Consider the following 19808-nt stretch of genomic DNA (forward strand, 5'->3'; position numbering starts at 1 on the left):
CGATCAACCGAGGGCGGTTTTCTCCAGGTGCTGCAGGATGATCGGGTACACATCGACCACCGCGTTCTTGCCGAACATGCAGTCGATATGCCCGTAACCCGGCACCACATGCCGGCTGTAGCGTTCCGGTCCATGGATTTTGCACACGCGCTCATAGGTCCTTAGCGTGCTTTCGGGCAAGTAGCATTGGTTGTCTTCGCCACTGATGAAGCAGATCGGCATGGTCAGCCGGTCGAAGTGCGGCATGTAGACGTCCTGGCCCTTGAAGTCCACCAGATGGCCTTTGCGCAGGATCAGCGCCAGGTGCTCGAAGGTCTGTATGTTCGACTCGCCGAACAACTCGTGCAGGTTGTCGTGCAGGGTTTCGTTGAGTGTGTCGTGGCGGTACAGCGACGCGTACATGAAGGTGATGCGGTGGCACACCGGGTTGGTGCAGTAACCTTGAGCCTCGATGCGGGCGTAGATGTTGAGGGCCTTGTCGTAGAGTTTGTTGAACCAGCTCTCCTTGTTGTCGGCATACGCGGTGAGGGATTTGATGCCGATGGCGTCGAGCATCCCCGGCAAATGCAGACCGGCCTTGAGCCCTGTTGCCGTGGCGACCACCGTGTCCGCGGCGATCTGCGAACAGACCACCGAACGCACGCCCTGCAATCCGGCCAGCAGTGACATGAAGAAGGTCGTCGCGCCGTAGCAATGCACCACGCACTGCACGTCAGCGGCGAGGGTGGCCTGCTGGATATGCTCGATGGCGGCCTTGAAGTCGTACTGGGCAATCTGGTCGCCGTTCCATTCATGTTTGCTGGCCGGCAGCAGGATGCTGACCCGGAAATCCAGGAGCCAGACGTCGTACTCGTGCTTGCACAGGTACTCCAGCAGGTTGGTCTGGATGGTGTCGGTGGAGAAAATATTCGAGCCCACACCCAAACCATGCACCAGCATCACCGGCCCCTTGCTGCCGCCCTGATAACGGGTCAGGCGGAGCTGGACGCTGTCTTCGGTCTGGAAGAACTGCACACTCGGCGTCGGCGCATCCAGCGGACGTTTCTGCCGGGGCGGCGCATCGGGGTTGAAGTAGATGTCGCCGGCGAACACCCCGCCGTAGCTCTCCCACAAGATGCCGGCGAAGAACTTGCCGAACCGCGCCAGCCCTTCAATGCGCTCACGTTCGTTGCGCGCGTTGAGCACCTTCATGGTGGTCATCTGCTTGGCAAAATCGGCCGGCTCGATGTGCATCACCCCCGAGCCGATCACCTCGCCTGTCTTGTCTGGCCCGCGATACAGCGTCACATAGAGCGTACTGGTGTCGTGCCAGACGTTCAGCACGCCGTTGTCTTCGGGCACGGTCTTGAATGCGCTGAAGTAATAATCGCTGCCGTCCTCAGCGGTCAGCTTCATGTCGTAATTCATGTGCCGCACGCCAACCTGTTCCTGATATTCCTCGAACAGATTGAACACACCATTGCTGGCGGTCAGTGGTTCCGGCGACAAGCCCGGCGCATCCAGAGAGCCGACCAGTGTCGCGGCATGTTCTGGCTCCTTGATCATGCGATTGAGGTCGTTGGCGGTGATGGTCAAGGTGAATTCGATCGGCGAGTTATCCGACTTGCCGCGTTTGGCCGCCGCTTCGTAGAGTTTGAGATCGGTGCCCTGGGGCTGGGTGAAATCTTTGGAGAAATAGCCCTTCATGGTTTCGGTGAACTGCACGCCGAGGGTCGGTGCCGCCACCGGTTTGCGCGGTGCCGAGGGCAACGTGTAGTCGATGTGCCACCCGCGATCGGCGGCCAGCAGCCCCATGTTGCGCTCGCTCACGGCAGAGATGGTCAGCAACGGATTGACCGCCAGTGAGGTCGGGATCACCGCACCGTCGGCCACGTATAGCCCGGCATAGACATCGGTGCCGCTGACGCCGCTGAACACCTGGCCCTTGTGGTTGACCACGCCTTGCGTCGCATCCTCGCCCATCACACAACCGCCCAATGGGTGCACGGAAACGATGCTGTGTTTGAGCAGCTCGGTCCAGATCGGGTTCTCGACCCAGATCCCGCCCAAGGCCTTGGTGCTCTGGTGCAGGCGCTCGTTGCCGATCTTGACGTTTTCCTGCTCGCCAACGCCCGGCCAGTCGATGCGCAACTGATCCTTGCTGTCGAGCACCATGCGCCCCTTGCCGTCGTCGTGGCTCATGATCAGGTAGGTCTGCATGTTATGCAGCGCGCCGTGATACGGGCCACGCAGGAAGCTTTCGGCTTCGCGTTCGGCATATTTGAGCTTGCCGGTGAAGCTGTCATCGGTGGGTTTGCCGATCAACCCGGCGAATGTGGCCATGCTCGGCACCATGGGCCGGCCGAGTGCGCCGGGGATCGAGCCTTCTTCGATGACCATGCGGCTGCGCCAGTCGCCTTCGGTGCGCATGTCGATGATCGAGGTGATGCACGGGCCGACCGGTTTCATCTCCTTGGCCGGATGGGCACCGAAACCGATGCCGTTGATCGTTTCATCGCAGTTGTGGCCGAAACCGAGGATGTCGCCGTTGCCGCTCATGTTTTCGCCAAGCTGATTGGACGTCGACAGGCCTTTGTCCCGAGAGCGCAGGAGGATTTCGGTGGAACCCAGAGTGCCGGCCGACACCACGACAATGTCCGCCTTGACGAACAGCGTCGGCGCGGAGAATTTCTCGCGGCCGCTGTCCAGGTATTGGAAGTGCACGATCCAGCCATCGCCGTCGCGCTCCAGATGCCGGACCTCGGCCTGGCAGAAAATCTCCGCGCCGTGGTTGCAGGCATCCGGCAGGTAATTCATCAACGTGGTGTTCTTGGCCTTGTTGTTACAGCCCGAAACGCAGTCGCCGCAGTGGTTGCACGGCAATTGCTCGACGCCGACGTGGTTGAGGTTGTTCGGCAGTTTGTCGAAGGTCACGTTGATCGGCGGCTTGTAGAAGTGTGCGCCTTGCTTGAGGTAATCGGCGGACTTCTGGTTAGCCTCGAGTTTGGGCAAGGTCGGAGCGGTTTTCGGATAGGGATTGGGCTTGAGCATCTCCCGAGCCCGGGCGTAACCGTCCTTGAGCAGCGTGTCGCGATGTTCACGCACCGCCAACGGCCAACGCGGATCATCGAACACACCGGGTTCAGGTTCCAGCGCGACGTTGGCGTTGATCAACGACGTGCCGCCCAGGCCGCAACCGACCACTACGTTCTGCTGGGCGTTGACGTGCAGGTCGAACAGCCCGGTGCGCGAGCCGATGTGCCCGTCCGGGTCATGCACTTGCAGCTCTTCAGTGGCCGCCAGCATCGTATTGGGGTATTCGCCGGGCTGGATTTCCCGGCCTCGCTCCAGCAGGCACACCCGCTTGCCGGCCCGGGACAGGCGCGACGCCGCGATCCCGCCGCCGTAGCCGGAGCCAATGACGATCACGTCGTAATGTTCCTTGATATCGCTGATGGGCGTGGCGATCCGTGTCATGGGTCATTTCCTCTCGGGCAGATGGGGCAACTCTGCGGTTGCCTGCAATCGATAGACGAACAAACGCCTGGTCACCGGGCACGGTCGGGCCTCAATGGCAGCGGTGTTATGGCATAAGGGGGCCAGGCGCTATAGACGAGCGCGCTGATTGGCGGCGCGACGATGAATCCGCTTGTGCAACGAGGTGGCGGATGTCGGAACACAGGTCACGCAGGGGCTGGGGTGCGAATGTGGCTGCGAGCGATGTGGCTGGCTATCCATCACGCGTTCTCCCTGAACCAGATGTGGATAAGTGACAGTTGTCCTTATGCGATGAGAGTGAAGACAGGCGACAGATCGAAGTCAAGGAAGTGCCTTAGAACTGTATGAAATCTGATCTATCGCGTTCCGGCCTATACGGGCCGTGGCTTACAGGGTTCAGCGAACAAGTTATCCACATCTCCACCCACAGCAAATGGGGACAACTGTGGGTGACAAGCTAAATCTATTCACAAAAACCGAAGAAAAACCGTGACTTATCCAGAAGCAGGGTTTTAGCCAGGCACTGGTTGTTTTTTAATCAGAAGCTTGCAGGCCACGTTTTACATAGCGTGCAGGGGATGGCGAACACCTTATCCACAGAAGCACCAACAGACTTTGGGGGCAACTTTGCGGTCTCTGTGGAAAACCGCTGAAACCCGCGAGTATTCCGGGTTTACGGGACGATTAGCGGAGGAAAACGCCGAATTGAACAATATTTGATCAACCCACTGAAAGCCGCGATCTGTATGGCCTGTAGCGGACAGCGAACATCTTATCCACAGAAGCGCCAACAGAGATTGGGGGCAAGTGTCGGCCAGTGAGCGACGTTACTCTGTGGAAAAAGCCCGAAAAAACCGTGGGTTAGGCTGGTTGTTTTTTGTACGGAGGGCTGCAGGCTTGATTGGCATGGGGTGTAGCGAGGGGCGAACATGTTATCCACAGAAGCGCTAACAGGGATTGTGGGTAACCCAAGTGCGTTAGGAGTACATATCCGTTTCTGCGGTAACGGCGGCTTATGGTTCCGCTCTTACAGCGGGTCACTTTGGAAAAGCGCCAAAGTAACCAAAACGCTTTTGCCCCGCCATTCGGTGCCTCGCCTAGGCTCGGCATACCCTCACTCCGGCATTGCTCCGGGGGCCCGCCGCCATCGGCCATCCATGGCCGGGGGCGGCTACCGCGGCATCCTTGCCGCGGTGCCCCCTGCGCAACGCCTGCGTTCGGCCTCTGGGAAAGGGGCGTACAGATCAAGATCAAAAACCAAAGCAAAGCAAAGCAAAAGCAAGATCAAAAGATCGCCACCTCGCTTCGCTCGACAGCTCCTACAGGGAAATGCGTGCACGTGAGATCAGGCCGGCCGGTAGGCCGCCTTGCTTTTGATTTTGACGCACCGCCCCCTCGAGAGGCCGAGTGGAGGTTCTGCGCAGTGGGCCCACGGAGCAGGACCGGAACGAGGGCATGCCGAGCCTAGGCGAGGCACCGAATGGAGGGGCAAAAGCGCTTTGGTTACTTTCGCCTGGGCCGGCATTCCGGCTTTTCGAAAGTGACTCGCTGTAAAAGCGAAACCGCCAGCCGCCGTGACCGCAGAAACGGATATGTACTCCATCAAAAACGGGAAGCCCCTAAGGCCGATGCATGAGGTAGGCATCACCCGTCACCCGAATCATCGGATGAGGAACGACCTGGCAAGTTTTGACGATCCCAAAACCATGGCGCTCATAAAAACGCCGGGCCCCGGTATTCGCTGCATAGTCGATCAGGCTCAGGCCGTTGAGTTCCAGTTGATCGGCGCGCTGTTGAGCATGCTCGAGAAAGCGCACACCCAAGCCTTTGTTGCGCCAACCTTCATGCAGGGCCAGGCTTGAAATATAGAGGGTATCGGGGACTTCCATGTCGGCGTAAGGCGCCAGGACCGGATCAGTCACGGGAGCTGCCAACGGATCGTGACGCGTCACGTAACTGTGCATCATGCCGATGACCCGCCCCTGTGCCTGCGCGATAACGCAGTTCTGATAGGAGAAATCGACATCTTCACGGGCGTAACGAATGGCCCCCACTTCCAACAGATCCTGCCCGGGCTCCGCCAGCTGGCTCCAGATGTAATCCGAAGCCCCCTCTGACGAAATCTGGAACAAACGGGCAATCTCGCGCGCATCCGTGCGCAGAGCCGGACGAAATTCAACTTCCATTGATGTAACTCCCCAGAATACGAGCGACCTGCTTAGCGTGCAGGTTGATACGTAACAACCGGCCAGGCCAACGGTTTTACGGCCGGTTGTCGCTGTCGATCAACCCTGACGGACCACGCCTTCTTCAATCAGCAACTTGAGGATGGCTTCGGCGCCCGTCTGCGCGGTCACGCCCTTGAGCACTTGCCCGCCGCCGCCACTGGCCTTGGCCGTCGCGGCCTTCATGCGGTCGGCACCGCTCTTGGCCTTGATCACTTTCAGGCGCTTGGGTCGTGGCTTGGCCGGTTGCAGCGTGGCCACTGCCAGCAGTTCATCGTCGACCACTTCAACTTCATCTGCCTGCAATACCCCGCGTCGCGCCGGACCGTAGGCACTTTGCCGAGGCTTGGGCGCTGCGTTATCCACAGTCGCCAGAAACGGCAGGCGCACTTTCAAGCGACGGCGCTGACCGCGCGGCAAGGCCTGCAGAACCAGCGCCGAACCACCGTCGATGGATTCGACTTGCGCCAAACCCACCACCAGCGGCCAGCCGAGGCTTTCGGCCAGCAGGAACGGCAACATGCCCGAGCCTTCACCGGTTTCCGCCTGGCTGCCGGTCAACACCACCTGCGCCCCGGCGTCACGCAAATAGTCGGTCAACGCTGGCAGCGCATCTGCGCCGACCGGTTGTTCCAGCACATGCAACTGTTCCAGGCCCATGCCCAGATAGGCACGCAGCGCCGGTTCCGCAACGTCGCCAGCGTGCAGCACTTGCAGGTTATCCCCAGCCAGCTGCAGACCCAGCTCAACGGCCCGCGCGTCCTGCTCGGCGCGGCGTGGCCGGCCGGAGGTCGGGTGGGCACCGATGGACACCAGGCTGATGATTTTCGTGCTCATAACCCTTTCCTTCCCTTAAGCCGCATCGCGCTTGGCGTCGTTGCGGTAAGCCTCTACCGCATCGATCAAGGCTTGAAGAATCTCGGCGCTCTCGCCGATCACCGACAGGTCGGCCCGTTTGATCATGTCGCAACCCGGATCGAGGTTGATCGCCACCACCTTGTCGCAGGCACCGATGCCTTGCAGGTGCTGGATCGCCCCGGAAATCCCCACCGCCACGTAAACCCGCGCGGTTACCCAGGTGCCGGACGCGCCGACCTGACGGTCGCGCGCCATGAAACCATCGTCCACCGCCACCCGCGACGCACCTTCGGTCGCGCCCAACGCTTCGGCCGTCCTGTGGAAAAGTCCCCAGTCCTTGACACCGTTGCCGCCAGAGAAGATGAACTCGGCTTCGGCCATCGGAATCGCCGCCGGGTCCACCGCCACCGCGCCCAGATCTTCGATCCGCGACAGGCTGCGAGCGACCGTTGTGGATAACTCCACCGGCAACGCTTCATGGCGGGTTTCGCTGACCGGTTCGGCGCATTCGGCAGCCGCCAGAATCAAGCGGGCCACCGGCCGCGCAAGGTCCTGCAAACCGGCACCGGCACGGCCGATGCATTCCTGATCCTTGACCTGCCAGACCCGTGTGGCCGGACGTTCGCCCAGTGCGGCAGCAAAGCGCCGACCCAGTTCGCCGCCACCACTGCGGCTGTCCGGCAGCAGCCAGTGACGCGGGCTGAACTGGTTATCCACAGCCCGCAGGCCCTGCACGCGTTGTTCCGGTGCATAACCGCTGAATTCGTCGCCTTCCAGTACCAGCAAGCGGTCAACGCCAGCCGTGGTGAAGGCGTTTTCCTTGTGCTCACCGAAGACCACCGCCAGTACCGCGCCGTCCTTGCCGGCCAACTGATGGGCCAGGCCGAGCAAATCGCGGTCGTGGCTGCTCAAGCGGCCGCCGACCATGTCCGGCACCACGCTGATGTAGAACGCGGGTGCAGCCACTTGATGCAGCGGCAATTGCACTTCAACCGTGGCCGAGCGTTTAGTCGCCCCGCCTTGCTGAGCGCCACTGCGGTCGATCCGTTTGATCCCGTTGGGACCGATAAAACCGATCCCGTGGGGATTCTTGCGGATGACGCCGTTAGGCCCCATCCAGCTGTGTTGCACCGGTTGCATGGCCGCGTGCAGCGGGTGCAGACGGTTGCGGGCGATCCATTCAGCGCGAGGGTCGCGGCGGATAATGTCGCTCATCAATGCACCTCCGCAGGTTCACGTTTGGCCGGTGCCGAAGGCTTTCCCGGCGCGGCGTCTTCAAGCAGCGCATCAGCCACCAGTTCGGCGATGTCCTTGATCAATGGCCGTGGCTCGACCACGCCCTCAAGCATCGCGGTGCACTGTGGACAACCCACGGCCACCAGTTCGGCGCCGGTTTCGCGGATGTCTTCCATGCGCATGTCAGGGATCCGTTGCTTGCCCGGAATGTCGGTGATCGGCGCACCGCCACCGCCGCCGCAGCAGCGCGAACGGAAACCGGAACGTTGCATTTCCTTGATCTCGATGCCCAGGGCGCGCAGCACTTCGCGTGGCGCCTCGTATTCGCCGTTGTAGCGGCCGAGGTAGCACGGGTCGTGATAAGTCACGCTGTTGCCTTTGTGCTGACCGAGGTTCAGTGCGCCTTCGCCAATGATCTCCGCCATGTAAGTGCTGTGGTGCTGCACGAGGTAGTTGCCATCGAAGGCGCCGTATTCGTTTTTCAGCACATGGAAGCTGTGCGGGTCGCAGGTGACGATGCGGTTGAAGCGGTATTTGGCCAGGGTCTGGATGTTGCGTTTGGCCAACAACTGGAACGTCGCTTCGTCGCCCAGACGCCGGGCCACGTCACCGCTGTCGCGCTCTTCTAGGCCCAGCACTGCGAAGTCGACCTTGGCCGCTTTCAGCACTTTGACGAAGGCACGCAAGGTGCGCTGGTTGCGCATGTCGAAGGCACCGTCGCCGACCCAGAACAGCACGTCGGTGGTTTTCTTTTCGCTGAGCAGGTTCAGGTTCAGATCCGCCGCCCAGTTCATCCGCCCGCCCGGCGCGAAGCCGCCAGGGTTGTCGGTGGCGATCAGGTTTTCCAGGACCTCGGCGCCCTTGTTCGGGGTCGCGCCTTTTTCCAGGGTCAGATGGCGGCGCATGTCGACGATGGCATCGACGTGCTCGATCATCATCGGGCACTCCTCGACGCAGGCGCGGCAGGTGGTGCAGGACCACAGGGTTTCAGCGTCCACCAGACCGTTGACGATCGGTTGATGCGGATTACCGGCGTGCTCACCGATCGGCTTGCCTGGGTAAGGGCTGCCGGCAAACTTGGCATCCGTACCACCGGCCAGGCCGACGACCATGTCCTGAATCAGTTTTTTCGGGTTCAGCGGCTGGCCGGCGGCGAACGCCGGGCACGCAGCTTCACATTTACCGCACTGCACGCAGGCGTCGAAGCCGAGCAGTTGGTTCCAGGTGAAATCCTTGGGTTTTTCCACGCCCAGTGGCGCGGTCGGGTCGTTCAGATCCAGCGGCTTCAAGCCAGTGGAACGACCGCCGCCAAACCGTTCGGAGCGACGGTGCCAAGCCAGGTGCAAGGCACCGGCGAAGGCGTGCTTCATCGGCCCGCCCCAGGTCATGCCGAAGAACAGTTCCGACACGCCCCACAGCACACCGACGCCGAGAATCGCCGCCAGTACCCAGCCACCGAAGTTTTCCGGAAGGATGCCCGCCACCGGCAGGGTCAACAGGAAGAACGACGCCGAGAATGCCAGCAGGCTTTTCGGCAGGCGCATCCACGGACCTTTGGACAAGCGGGCCGGCGGGTTGCGGCGACGCAGGAAGACAAAGATCGCACCGACGAACATCACTGCCGTCATCAACAGCAGTGCATAACCGAGGATGCGGTTATGCAGGCCGAAACCGTGAACCAGAATCGCCAGCACAATGGACGCCACCGCACCACCGGCCGTGGCGACGTGTGTATTGGCGATGTATTTGTCCCGCGCGACGACGTGGTGCAAATCGACCATGTAACGCTTGGGCATGGCGAACAGACCGCCGATCAGGTCGACTTTCGAAGCCCGGCCCTGACGCCACATAGCCACCCGCCGCAATGCGCCCAGGACAGCCAGGCCCAGGGCAGCGAACAACAGGATTGGAAGAAGGGTGTTCAACATGGTGGAGCTCCCAAAGACCTCGGGGTCATGTGCGTGCCGATGAGAGCGACGCACCTACTTGTGGCGAGGGAGCTTGCTCCCGCTGGAGTGCGAAGCGCTCCCAAAACAGTCTCAGGTGTACACCTGATACACCTCGACTGCAGGTTTTGGGGCTGCTTCGCAGCCCAGCGGGAGCAAACTCCCTCGCCACAGGTGATGGTGGTAAATCCGTTAGAAATCCTTGCACAACCGCAGCGCGTCGTAGATCGCCGCGTGAGTGTTGCGCTGGGCCACGCAGTCACCGATGCGGAACAGCAAGTAGCCGTCGCCCGCCTGGCTCAGCGAAGGTTGTGGCTTGATCGCGAACAGGGCTTCGATGTCCATCTGGCCTTTGTTGCGCGAGCCTTCCTTCATGGCGTAGTAGATTTCTTCGTCCGGACGCACGCCGTTCTCGACGACCACCTGGTCAACCACCCGCTCCTCTTTGGCGCCGGTGTATTCGTTTTCCAGCACCGCCACCAGCTTGTCGCCTTCGCGATAGACCTTTTCCAGCATCATGTCGCCGGTCATGATCACTTCTTTCGGGTACATGCTGCGGTAGTAAGTCGGGAACGACGTACCGCCGATGGCCACGCCCGGCTTGATGTCGTCAGTGACGATCTCGACCTGGCTGCCTTTGTCGGCGAGGAAGTCGGCTGTCGACATCCCGGTGAACTCGCAAATGGTGTCGTAGACCAGCACGTTCTTGCCCGGCGCCACTTTGCCGTCGAGGATGTCCCAGCTGCTGACCACCAGGCCTTCAGCCGCACCCCAGTGCTCGTTCTGCTCCAGGAACGGATGGCCACCAACGGCGAGCACCACGACGTCCGGACGCAGGTCGAGAATGGTCGCCGCATCCGCCGCCACGCCCAGGCGCAGGTCGACTTTCAAACGCGCCAGTTCCAGCTGGAACCAACGGGTGATACCGGCGATCTGGTCCCGTTGCGGGGCTTTCGAGGCGGTGGTGATCTGCCCGCCGATGAATTCTTTCTTCTCGAACAGGGTCACGTCGTGGCCACGTTCAGCGGATACACGAGCAGCTTCCATCCCCGCAGGGCCGGCACCAACGACCACAACTTTGCGCTTCGGCCCGGTGGATTTCTCGATGATGTGCGGCACGCCCATGTATTCACGGGAGGTCGCGGCGTTCTGGATGCACAAGACGTCCAGGCCCTGGTACTGACGGTCGATGCAGTAGTTGGCGCCCACGCACTGTTTGATCTGGTCGACCTGGCCCATCTTGATCTTGGCGATCAGGTGCGGGTCGGCGATGTGAGCGCGGGTCATGCCGACCATGTCGACGTAACCGCCTTCCAGAATACGGGTCGCCTGGTTCGGGTCCTTGATGTTCTGCGCGTGCAGCACAGGAGCTTTCACCACTTCCTTGATACCGGCGGCCAGGTGCAGGAACGGCTCCGGTGGATAACTCATGTTCGGAATAACGTTGGCCAGGGTGTTGTGAGTGTCGCAACCCGAGCCCACGACACCGATGAAGTCGATCATGCCGGTGTCGTCGTAGTACTTGGCGATCTGCTTCATGTCCTCATGGCTCAGGCCATCAGGGTGGAATTCGTCACCACAGATACGGATACCAACGCAGAAGTCCGGACCGACTTCCTTGCGCACAGCCTTGATCACTTCCAGGCCGAAACGCATGCGGTTCTCGAAGCTGCCGCCCCATTCGTCGGTACGCTTGTTGACTCGCGGGCTCCAGAACTGGTCGATCATGTGCTGGTGCACGGCAGACAGCTCGACGCCATCCAGGCCACCGGCCTTGGCCCGTGCTGCGGCGCTGGCGTAGTTGCCGATCACCCGCCAGATTTCTTCCGGCTCGATGGTTTTGCAGGTCGCGCGGTGCACCGGCTCGCGGATGCCCGACGGCGACAGCAGGGTTGGCCAATGCTCACCGTCCCAGCGGGAGCGGCGACCCATGTGGGTAATCTGGATCATGATCTTGGCGCCATGCTTGTGCATGGCATCGGCCAGATTCTGGAAGTGCGGAATAATCCGGTCGTCGGCCAGGTTGACCGACTTCCACCAGCCTTGCGGGCTGTCGATGGCCACGCTGGAGGAACCGCCGCAAATCGCCAGGCCGATCCCGCCCTTGGCTTTCTCTTCATAATACTTGACGTACCGATCGGTGGTCATGCCGCCGTCGGTGGCGTAGACCTCAGCGTGCGCGGTGCTGAGCACGCGGTTGCGGATGGTCAGTTTGCCGATCTGGATCGGCTGGAACATTGCTTCGAAAGCCATGGCGGGTTCCTCGACTTACAACGGCTTGACGGTGAACAAACCGTCGTCGTGGCCTTCTTCGGAGCCACCGTAAACTTGTTCGGCGACGGTGCGGATCTTGCTGCCGCGAGCAGCCAGGATCTGGTCCATGGCGCCGGCGAACCAGCCAGTGAACATGTAGTCGACCTTGCGCCCGACCTTGCCGTACACGTAGACGAATGCGGAGTGTTCGAGCTTGACGCTGGCGGTGCCTTTGTCGAGGTCGATGTCCTGGATCTTGAACAGACCCCAGCCGCGCTGCGACAGGCGCTTCATGTAGTGCTCGAACACCGCGACGCCTTCCAGGCCATGGCATTCAGCTTCTTTTTCACACCAGTGCCAGGCGGATTTGTAGCCGGCCTTGTAGAGGATTTCGGCGTAGGCGTCGGCGCCCAGCACTTCCTCGATGCCCATGTGGTTGTTGACGAAGAAGTGACGCGGCACGTACAGCATCGGCAGGGCATCAGAGGTCCAGACACCGGTTTCGCTGTCGACTTCGATTGGCAATTGCGGGGCGATCTTGGCCATGGAAACTTAACTCCAGAAAATTCGTTGTGTTGCCCCCGGCACGGACGGCCGGGGGAAAGGATTCTTCAGATGCGGCGGCTTATTCGCCCCAAACGTCTTTCAAAACGTTGACCCAGTTTTCGCCCATGATCTTGCGCACCACGCGCTCGGAATGGCCGCGCTTGAGCAGGGTTTCGGTCAGGTTCGGGAACTCGCCCACGGTGCGGATGCCCAGCGGGTTGATGATCTTGCCGAAGCTGGTCAGACGGCGGGCGTAGCCCTTGTCATGGGTCAGGTATTCGAAGAAGTCCTGGCCATGGCCCTGGGTGAAGTCGGTGCCGATGCCGATGGCGTCTTCGCCGACAATGTTCATGGTGTATTCGATGGCTTCGGCGTAATCGTCGATGGTCGAATCGATACCCTTGGCCAGGAACGGCGCGAACATGGTCACGCCGACGAAACCGCCGTGATCGGCTATGAACTTCAGTTCTTCATCGGACTTGTTGCGCGGGTGCACTTTCAGGCCCGACGGCAGGCAATGGGAGTAGCAGACCGGCTTCTTGGATTCGAGGATGACTTCTTCGGAGGTCTTCGAGCCGACGTGGGACAGGTCGCACATGACACCGACGCGGTTCATCTCGGCAACGATTTCACGACCGAAACCCGACAGGCCGCCATCGCGCTCATAGCAACCGGTACCGACCAGGTTCTGGGTGTTGTAGCACATCTGCACAATACCGACGCCCAGCTGCTTGAAAACCTCGACATAGCCGATCTGGTCTTCGAAGGCGTGAGCGTTCTGGAAGCCGAACAGGATGCCGGTCTTGCCCTGCTCCTTGGCTTTGCGGATGTCGGCGGTAGTGCGCACCGGGATCACCAGGTCGCTGTTCTCGCGAATCAGCTTCTGACTGGCGGCGATGTTGTTGACGGTGGCCTGGAAGCCCTCCCACACCGACACGGTGCAGTTGGCCGCGGTCAGACCGCCCTTGCGCATGTCTTCGAACAGCTCACGGTTCCACTTGGCAATAATCAGGCCGTCGATAACGATGCTGTCGGCGTGTAATTCGGCTGGGCTCATCAGGCAGTCCCCTATTAACGATTCATGCGCCGAATCGTGTGCCGGCGCTTTGGGGCCAGCATATGCCTGAGGGACGGTGCAGCCGGGTGCAAAAACGACAGGGGAATTGCCGAAAGCGTCAATCCGCGACAAAGGGTCGCCAACCGACATGATTGCCTACCTGTTCAAGCCCGTTCGCATGGGCCAGAATTCGTCGCATCACCGAATGTTTCACTGAATTAAGGGCGGCGACGCAATGAAATCCATCTTCTTGGCTTTGGCACTGATAGCGACCGGCGTACAGGCGGCCGAAGGGGCCGACGACAACCCCTGTGACGCCGTCGAAAACGAAGTCCAGACCCTGGAATGCTCGGCTTACAGCAGAAACACCGCCGAACAGCTACTGAGCGACAACTACCAAGGCCTGAACGAACGCATGCAAACGCGCTATGGCAGCAACAAGGCGCAACTGGCCGACATCACCGCAAAAATCAAAACTGCGCAACAACAATGGCTGAAGACCCGGGATGCCGATTGCGCAGTGGAAGCTTTCCCGGCGACGAGCGGCAGCAAGGCGTTCAACATTGCGCAAAATGATTGCGTGGCACGGATGAGTGACGAGCGGTCGGAGTTTTTGGAGTCGATTGGGCAGGAATAAAAACATAAAAATGGAGAATCATTTGATCCCACACGAAGTAGTCAGCCGCATCGTCGATGGCGCACCCCCTGTTCGTGCCTGGCGTGAACACCTGAACCTTACGCAGGATGAAGTGGCCAGACGCATGGGCATCTCCCAACCAGCCTTTGCCCAGCAGGAAACGGTTGCCAAGCCCCGCAAGGCCACGCGTGAGAAAATCGCCGCGGCTTTTGGCATCACCGCCAATCAACTAGAGCTGTAAGCTGCACGCCAACATCGGAAAAGGGATTGAAATGAAAATCTGCGGTATCGAAATCAAAGGCAGCGAAGCAATCCTTGCCGTGGCCTCCCTCGACGATCAGGGGCTGACACACGTCGCGCTGGCCACCAAGAAAATCGCCCTCGACGATGACGACGAAGCCGCCAACGTCAAAGTCTTTGCCGCTCAGGTGGCGTCGTTTATTCGTGAGAATTCAATCGACCGCATCGCGATCAAAAAGCGCAGCAAGAAAGGTGAGTTCGCCGGTGGGCCGACCACGTTCAAGATCGAAGGGGTTTTCCAGTTACTGGAAAATTGCGAGGTAACGCTGCTGTCGCCGCAAACCATCAATGCGCAGAACAAAAAGTTCGACTTTGAACTGCCGGCCACGCTGAACAAGTATCAGCACGAGGCCTACAAAGCGGCCTGCTCGGCGCTGATGAAGAAGTAACGACATAAATCCCCTAGGAGGTCGGTTTCAGGCCTTCTGGCTTTGTCGGCGATCCTCCCGCGGGCACCGCTCAAACCTCGCCCGATAACTGCGGGTGAAATACGACGGCGATTCAAACCCGCAGGCGATACTCACCTCCAGCACACTCATGTCCGTCTGGCGCAGCAGCTGCCGCGCCTTCTCCAGCCTTAGTCGCAGATAGAAATTGCTCGGCGTGTCGTGCAGGTGCAGGCGAAACAGGCGCTCTAGCTGACGCCGGGTCACTTTGATCGATTCCGCCAGCTCCAAAGTGCTGAGCGGCGGTTCGCTGTGCTGTTCCATCTCCCCAATGACATGCACCAGTTTCTTGTTGCTGATGCCATATCGCGTGGCGACTTCCATGCGTTGGTGATCTTTGCGCGGGCGAATGCGCCCGAGTACGAATTGTTCGCTGACCTGAATCGCCAGTTCCGGGCCATGGGCCTGACCGATGAGGTCAAGCATCAGGTCGATCGAGGCGGTGCCGCCGGCGGAGGTGATACGCCGTCGGTCAATCTCGAACAGTTCCTGGGTGACGCTCAGCTGTGGATAAGATTCCTTGAAGGCGTCGATCGCTTCCCAGTGCAGGGTCAGGCGATGGCCGTCGAGCAGGCCGGCTTCGGCGAGGATGAAACTGCCGGTGTCGATGGCGCCGAGGGTTACGCCTTCGTTGTCCAGCCGACGTAACCAATGCTCCAGGGCCGGGGTGGCGAACTTCAGCGGTTCGAAACCGGCGACCACCAACAGGGTTGCGCCTTTCTTCAGCGGCTCCAGCGCCGCATCGGCGTTGACCGACATGCCGTTACTGGCCAAAACCGCCCCGCCATCGGCGCTCAACACATGCCAGCGGTACAACTCGCCGCGAAAGCGATTGGCGACCCGCAGCGGCTCGATTGCAGAGATAAAACCGATCGCCGAAAAACCCGGCATCAACAAGAAGTAGAAATCCTGGGACATGGAGCGCACTCGACTGGCAGGCAACGAGAGGGCGGGAAGCGTGTGGACGTTGATACGCCACTTGCCAGCAGCATTCAAGTGCGCAGGTCGCCGCAGTGCAAGAGCTGGTCGCCGCAGTGCGTTTTCACGGGGGCTTTGCTGCGTAACTTGGCATCACCGGCGCATCAGACACCGGAACCCACAATAAACGACCTGCCGAGGAACCCCGACATGAAACGACTGATCAGCAGCTGTGTTCTTGCACTCAGCGGTACCGCTTTCTTGAGCGCCAGTGTCATGGCAGCCGAACCCGCGTCGTGCCAGAACGTGCGCATGGGCGTAGTGAACTGGACCGACGTGATCGCCACCAGCGCCATGACCCAGGTCCTGCTCGACGGCCTCGGCTACAGCACCAAACAAACCAGCGCCTCCCAGCAAATCGTCTTTGCCGGCATTCGCGACCAGCGCCTGGATTTGTTCCTGGGCTACTGGAACCCGCTGATGACCCAGACCATCACCCCGTTTGTCGATGCCAAGCAGGTCAAAGTGCTTGAAGCGCCAAGCCTCAAGGACGCCCGCGCCACCCTCGCAGTACCGACTTACCTTGCCGACAAGGGCCTGAAAACCTTCGCCGACATCGCCAAGTTTGAAAAAGAACTGGGCGGCAAGATTTACGGCATCGAACCTGGCTCGGGCGCCAACACCCAGATCAAGGCGATGATCGCCAAGAACCAGTTCGGCCTCGGCAAGTTCCAGCTGGTCGAGTCCAGCGAAGCCGGCATGCTGGCGGCAGTAGATCGCGCGGTACGCCGCAAGGAAGCCGTGGTGTTCTTCGGCTGGGCGCCGCACCCGATGAACGTCAACGTGAAGATGACCTACCTCACCGGCAGCGACGACGCCCTCGGCCCGAACGAAGGCATGGCCACGGTCTGGACCGTCACCTCGCCGAACTACGCGCAGCAATGCCCGAACGTCGGTCGCCTGCTGAGCAACCTGACGTTCACCGCCGAAGACGAGAGCCGGATGATGCAGCCGCTGCTGGATCACAAGGACGCTTTCGAATCGGCCAAACAGTGGCTCAAGGATCACCCGCAAGACAAGCAACGCTGGCTTGAAGGCGTGACCACATTCGATGGCAAGCCGGCCGCTGAAAACCTGAAGCTGACCAGTAAATAGAACCGAAAGGAACCACCGATTCGCAGCCCGATGCGGGCTGCGAGCGGAATCTCCACGCCCAAGCTCCGCCAAAAAACTCAAGCCTGAAGGAAACCGCCTCATGAACCACGACGTCATCATCACCTGCGCACTCACCGGTGCTGGCGACACGACCGCCAAGAGCCCACACGTGCCGGTCACCCCGAAACAAATCGCTGCAGCCGCCGTGGAAGCCGCCAAGGCGGGCGCTACCGTGGTCCACTGCCACGTTCGCGATCCACAAACCGGCAAGTTCAGCCGTGACGTGGCGCTGTACCGCGAAGTGATGGAGCGCATCCGCGAGGCGGACGTCGACATTATCGTCAACCTCACTGCCGGCATGGGCGGCGACCTGGAAATCGGCGCAGGCGAGAACCCGATGGAGTTCGGCCCGAACACCGATCTGGTCGGCCCACTGACCCGTCTGGCCCACGTTGAAGAGTTGCTGCCGGAAATCTGCACCCTGGATTGCGGCACCCTGAACTTCGGCGACGGCGACACCATTTACGTCTCCACCCCGGCGCAACTCCGGGCCGGCGCGAAGCGAATTCAAGAGCTGGGCGTCAAGCCTGAGCTGGAAATTTTCGACACCGGTCACCTGTGGTTCGCCAAGCAGATGATCAAGGAAGGTCTGCTGGATAACCCGTTGTTCCAGCTGTGCCTGGGCATCCCGTGGGGTGCGCCAGCGGATACCACCACCATGAAAGCCATGGTCGACAACCTGCCGGCCAATGCGGTCTGGGCGGCGTTCGGCATCGGGCGCATGCAGATGCCGATGGCGGCGCAAGCGGTGCTGCTCGGTGGCAACGTGCGGGTCGGCCTGGAAGACAACCTGTGGCTGGACAAGGGCGTACTGGCGACCAACGGCCAACTGGTCGAACGCGCCTCGGAAATCCTCAGCCGCCTCGGCGCCCGCGTTCTGACCCCGGCAGAAGGCCGGGCAAAAATGGGCCTGACCAAGCGCGGTTGAAACAAATCACCCTTTCCCCCTGTGGGAGCGAGTTTGCTCGCGATGACGGTTGTCCTGCCGCAGATAACGCATCGGTTGTACCGGCGTCATCGCGAGCAGGTTCGCTCCCACATTTTTTTTGAGCCCAATTCAGGAAGTCGCCATGAGCTTTATCACTGATATCAAAACCTTCGCAGCACTGGGCAGCGGTGTCATCGGCAGCGGCTGGGTGTCCCGCGCCCTCGCCCACGGCCTCGATGTGGTGGCCTGGGATCCGGCACCCGGTGCCGAAGCGGCGCTGCGCAAACGTGTCGCCAATGCCTGGGGCGCGCTGGAAAAACAAGGCCTGGCACCCGGCGCATCGCAGGATCGGCTGCGCTTTGTCGCCACCATCGAAGAATGTGTTCGCGACGCGGATTTCATTCAGGAAAGCGCCCCTGAGCGCCTGGACCTGAAACTGGAACTGCACAGCAAAATCAGCGCGGCGGCCAAGCCCAATGCGTTGATCGGTTCCAGCACCTCGGGACTGTTGCCGAGCGAGTTTTACGAGAGTTCGACGCACCCGGAACGCTGTGTGGTCGGGCACCCGTTCAACCCGGTTTATCTGCTGCCATTGGTGGAAGTGGTCGGCGGCAAGAACACCGCGCCAGAAGCGGTGCAAGCGGCGATGAAAGTCTATGAATCCCTGGGGATGCGCCCGCTGCATGTGCGCAAGGAAGTACCGGGATTTATCGCCGACCGTTTGCTCGAAGCCTTGTGGCGTGAGGCGCTGCACCTGGTCAACGACGGCGTGGCGACCACGGGTGAAATCGACGATGCGATTCGTTTTGGCGCGGGTCTGCGCTGGTCGTTCATGGGCACCTTCCTGACTTACACCCTGGCGGGCGGCGATGCCGGGATGCGGCACTTCATGGCGCAGTTCGGACCAGCATTGCAGCTGCCCTGGACGTACCTGCCGGCACCGGAGCTGACCGACAAGTTGATTGACGATGTGGTGGATGGCACCAGCGATCAGTTGGGCACACACAGCATCTCGGCACTGGAACGCTATCGTGACGATTGCTTGCTGGCGGTGCTGGAGGCGGTGAAAACCACCAAAGAGAAGCATGGGATGGCCTTCAGCGAATAAACACACACCCTGTGGCGAGGGAGCTTGCTCCCGCTCGGCCGCGAAGCGGTCGTAAAACCAGCAAACGCGATTTGACTGATACCTCGCATCCACCGGTTTTGGGACTGCTTCGCAGTCCAGCGGGAGCAAGCTCCCTCGCCACACATGTGTACACCAGCGATTATCTGTGGAGTTCCACCATGCCCACCCTCACCACCTACCAAACCAGAATCATCCCCGATTGGGTCGACTACAACGGCCATCTGCGCGATGCCTTCTACCTGCTGATTTTCAGCTACGCCACTGACGCGTTGATGGATCGGCTGGGTATGGACAGCAACAACCGCGAGGCTAGCGGCCACTCGCTGTTTACCCTCGAACTGCACCTCAATTACCTGCACGAAGTGAAACTCGATGCCGACGTCGAAGTGCATACGCAGATCATCGGCCACGACCGCAAGCGCCTGCACCTCTACCACAGCCTGCATCTGGTGGGCGGTGACAAGGAGCTGGCGGGCAATGAACAGATGCTGCTGCACGTCGACCTCGCCGGACCGCGATCCGCACCGTTCAGCGAAGCAACCTTGAGCAAGCTACAGGCCATTGTCGCTGATCAAGCCGACTTGCCCGCACCCGCCTGGATCGGCCGAGTGATCGCATTACCCCCCGAAAAATAACA

Annotated in this window: 15 protein-coding genes and 1 pseudogene; 7 read left to right on the forward strand and 9 right to left on the reverse strand. The window is 60.6% G+C overall.

The genetic code is table 11. The features are described 5' to 3' along the window. Positions 1-3: 3 nt before the first annotated feature. The 8 genes from F475_RS00575 to F475_RS00610 form a co-directional block, all read right to left on the reverse strand. Complete coding sequence (locus F475_RS00575) at positions 4-3456, reverse strand: GMC family oxidoreductase N-terminal domain-containing protein (protein ID WP_111452944.1); 3453 nt, start codon at positions 3454-3456, stop codon at positions 4-6. A 1640-nt stretch (positions 3457-5096) separates the two neighbouring features. Further along, positions 5097-5663 (reverse strand): GNAT family N-acetyltransferase, encoded by a 567-nt coding sequence (locus tag F475_RS00580; RefSeq protein WP_018928787.1) that lies wholly within the window; start codon positions 5661-5663, stop codon positions 5097-5099. Between the two features lie 99 nt (positions 5664-5762). Beyond that, entirely contained in the window at positions 5763-6539 is a 777-nt protein-coding gene (locus F475_RS00585) for an electron transfer flavoprotein subunit beta (protein ID WP_111452945.1), read from the reverse strand. A gap of 15 nt (positions 6540-6554) precedes the next feature. Continuing rightward, complete coding sequence (locus F475_RS00590) at positions 6555-7775, reverse strand: electron transfer flavoprotein subunit alpha/FixB family protein (RefSeq protein WP_111452946.1); 1221 nt, start codon at positions 7773-7775, stop codon at positions 6555-6557. Then, positions 7775-9724 carry a dimethylglycine demethylation protein DgcB gene (gene dgcB, locus F475_RS00595; protein WP_018928784.1) on the reverse strand — a complete coding sequence of 650 codons (1950 nt, stop codon included), beginning with the start codon at positions 9722-9724 and terminating at the stop codon, positions 7775-7777. Before dgcB ends, F475_RS00590 begins: the two co-directional genes overlap by 1 nt. Before the next feature lie 210 nt (positions 9725-9934). Beyond that, entirely contained in the window at positions 9935-11995 is a 2061-nt protein-coding gene (gene dgcA / locus F475_RS00600; RefSeq protein WP_086944436.1) for a dimethylglycine demethylation protein DgcA, read from the reverse strand. 15 nt (positions 11996-12010) lie between these two features. Then, on the reverse strand, positions 12011-12541 hold the full coding sequence (locus F475_RS00605; protein WP_007926354.1) for a DUF5943 domain-containing protein: 531 nt from the start codon (positions 12539-12541) through the stop codon (positions 12011-12013). Between the two features lie 79 nt (positions 12542-12620). Then, positions 12621-13598: a dipeptidase gene (locus tag F475_RS00610; protein ID WP_007907542.1), complete on the reverse strand. Its 978-nt coding sequence runs from the start codon at positions 13596-13598 to the stop codon at positions 12621-12623. 235 nt (positions 13599-13833) lie between these two features. On the opposite strand from F475_RS00610, the gene F475_RS00620 reads away from it, so the two are divergent. The 3 genes and pseudogenes from F475_RS00620 (at position 13834) to F475_RS00630 (ending at position 14924) form a co-directional block, all read left to right on the forward strand. Then, entirely contained in the window at positions 13834-14235 is a 402-nt protein-coding gene (locus F475_RS00620; protein ID WP_018928783.1) for a lysozyme inhibitor LprI family protein, read from the forward strand. A gap of 7 nt (positions 14236-14242) precedes the next feature. Next, a pseudogene (locus F475_RS00625) lies at positions 14243-14476 on the forward strand (helix-turn-helix domain-containing protein); the annotation flags it as partial. A gap of 31 nt (positions 14477-14507) precedes the next feature. Beyond that, complete coding sequence (locus F475_RS00630) at positions 14508-14924, forward strand: DUF3010 family protein (RefSeq protein WP_019580672.1); 417 nt, start codon at positions 14508-14510, stop codon at positions 14922-14924. Positions 14925-14951: 27 nt separating this feature from the next. Here F475_RS00630 and F475_RS00635 read toward each other — a convergent pair whose 3' ends face one another. Continuing rightward, positions 14952-15899, reverse strand: coding sequence for a GlxA family transcriptional regulator (locus tag F475_RS00635; protein WP_064620848.1), 948 nt, complete (start codon positions 15897-15899; stop codon positions 14952-14954). Positions 15900-16109: 210 nt separating this feature from the next. Here F475_RS00635 and F475_RS00640 point away from each other — a divergent pair, with 210 nt between their 5' ends. The 4 genes from F475_RS00640 to F475_RS00655 all read left to right on the forward strand — a co-directional run bounded on the left by F475_RS00640 (position 16110) and on the right by F475_RS00655 (position 19806). Next, positions 16110-17054, forward strand: coding sequence for a choline ABC transporter substrate-binding protein (locus F475_RS00640; protein WP_007937989.1), 945 nt, complete (start codon positions 16110-16112; stop codon positions 17052-17054). A 100-nt stretch (positions 17055-17154) separates the two neighbouring features. Further along, positions 17155-18042: a 3-keto-5-aminohexanoate cleavage protein gene (locus F475_RS00645; protein ID WP_019580671.1), complete on the forward strand. Its 888-nt coding sequence runs from the start codon at positions 17155-17157 to the stop codon at positions 18040-18042. 142 nt (positions 18043-18184) lie between these two features. Continuing rightward, the gene (locus tag F475_RS00650; protein WP_018928778.1) at positions 18185-19150 is read left to right on the forward strand and encodes an L-carnitine dehydrogenase; all 966 of its coding nucleotides are present in this window, start codon (positions 18185-18187) and stop codon (positions 19148-19150) included. A 179-nt stretch (positions 19151-19329) separates the two neighbouring features. Further along, on the forward strand, positions 19330-19806 hold the full coding sequence (locus tag F475_RS00655) for a thioesterase family protein (RefSeq protein ID WP_111452947.1): 477 nt from the start codon (positions 19330-19332) through the stop codon (positions 19804-19806). Positions 19807-19808 lie beyond the last annotated feature (2 nt).

The sequence above is a fragment of the Pseudomonas sp. URMO17WK12:I6 genome (genome assembly GCF_003253625.1).
GTDB lineage: Bacteria > Pseudomonadota > Gammaproteobacteria > Pseudomonadales > Pseudomonadaceae > Aquipseudomonas.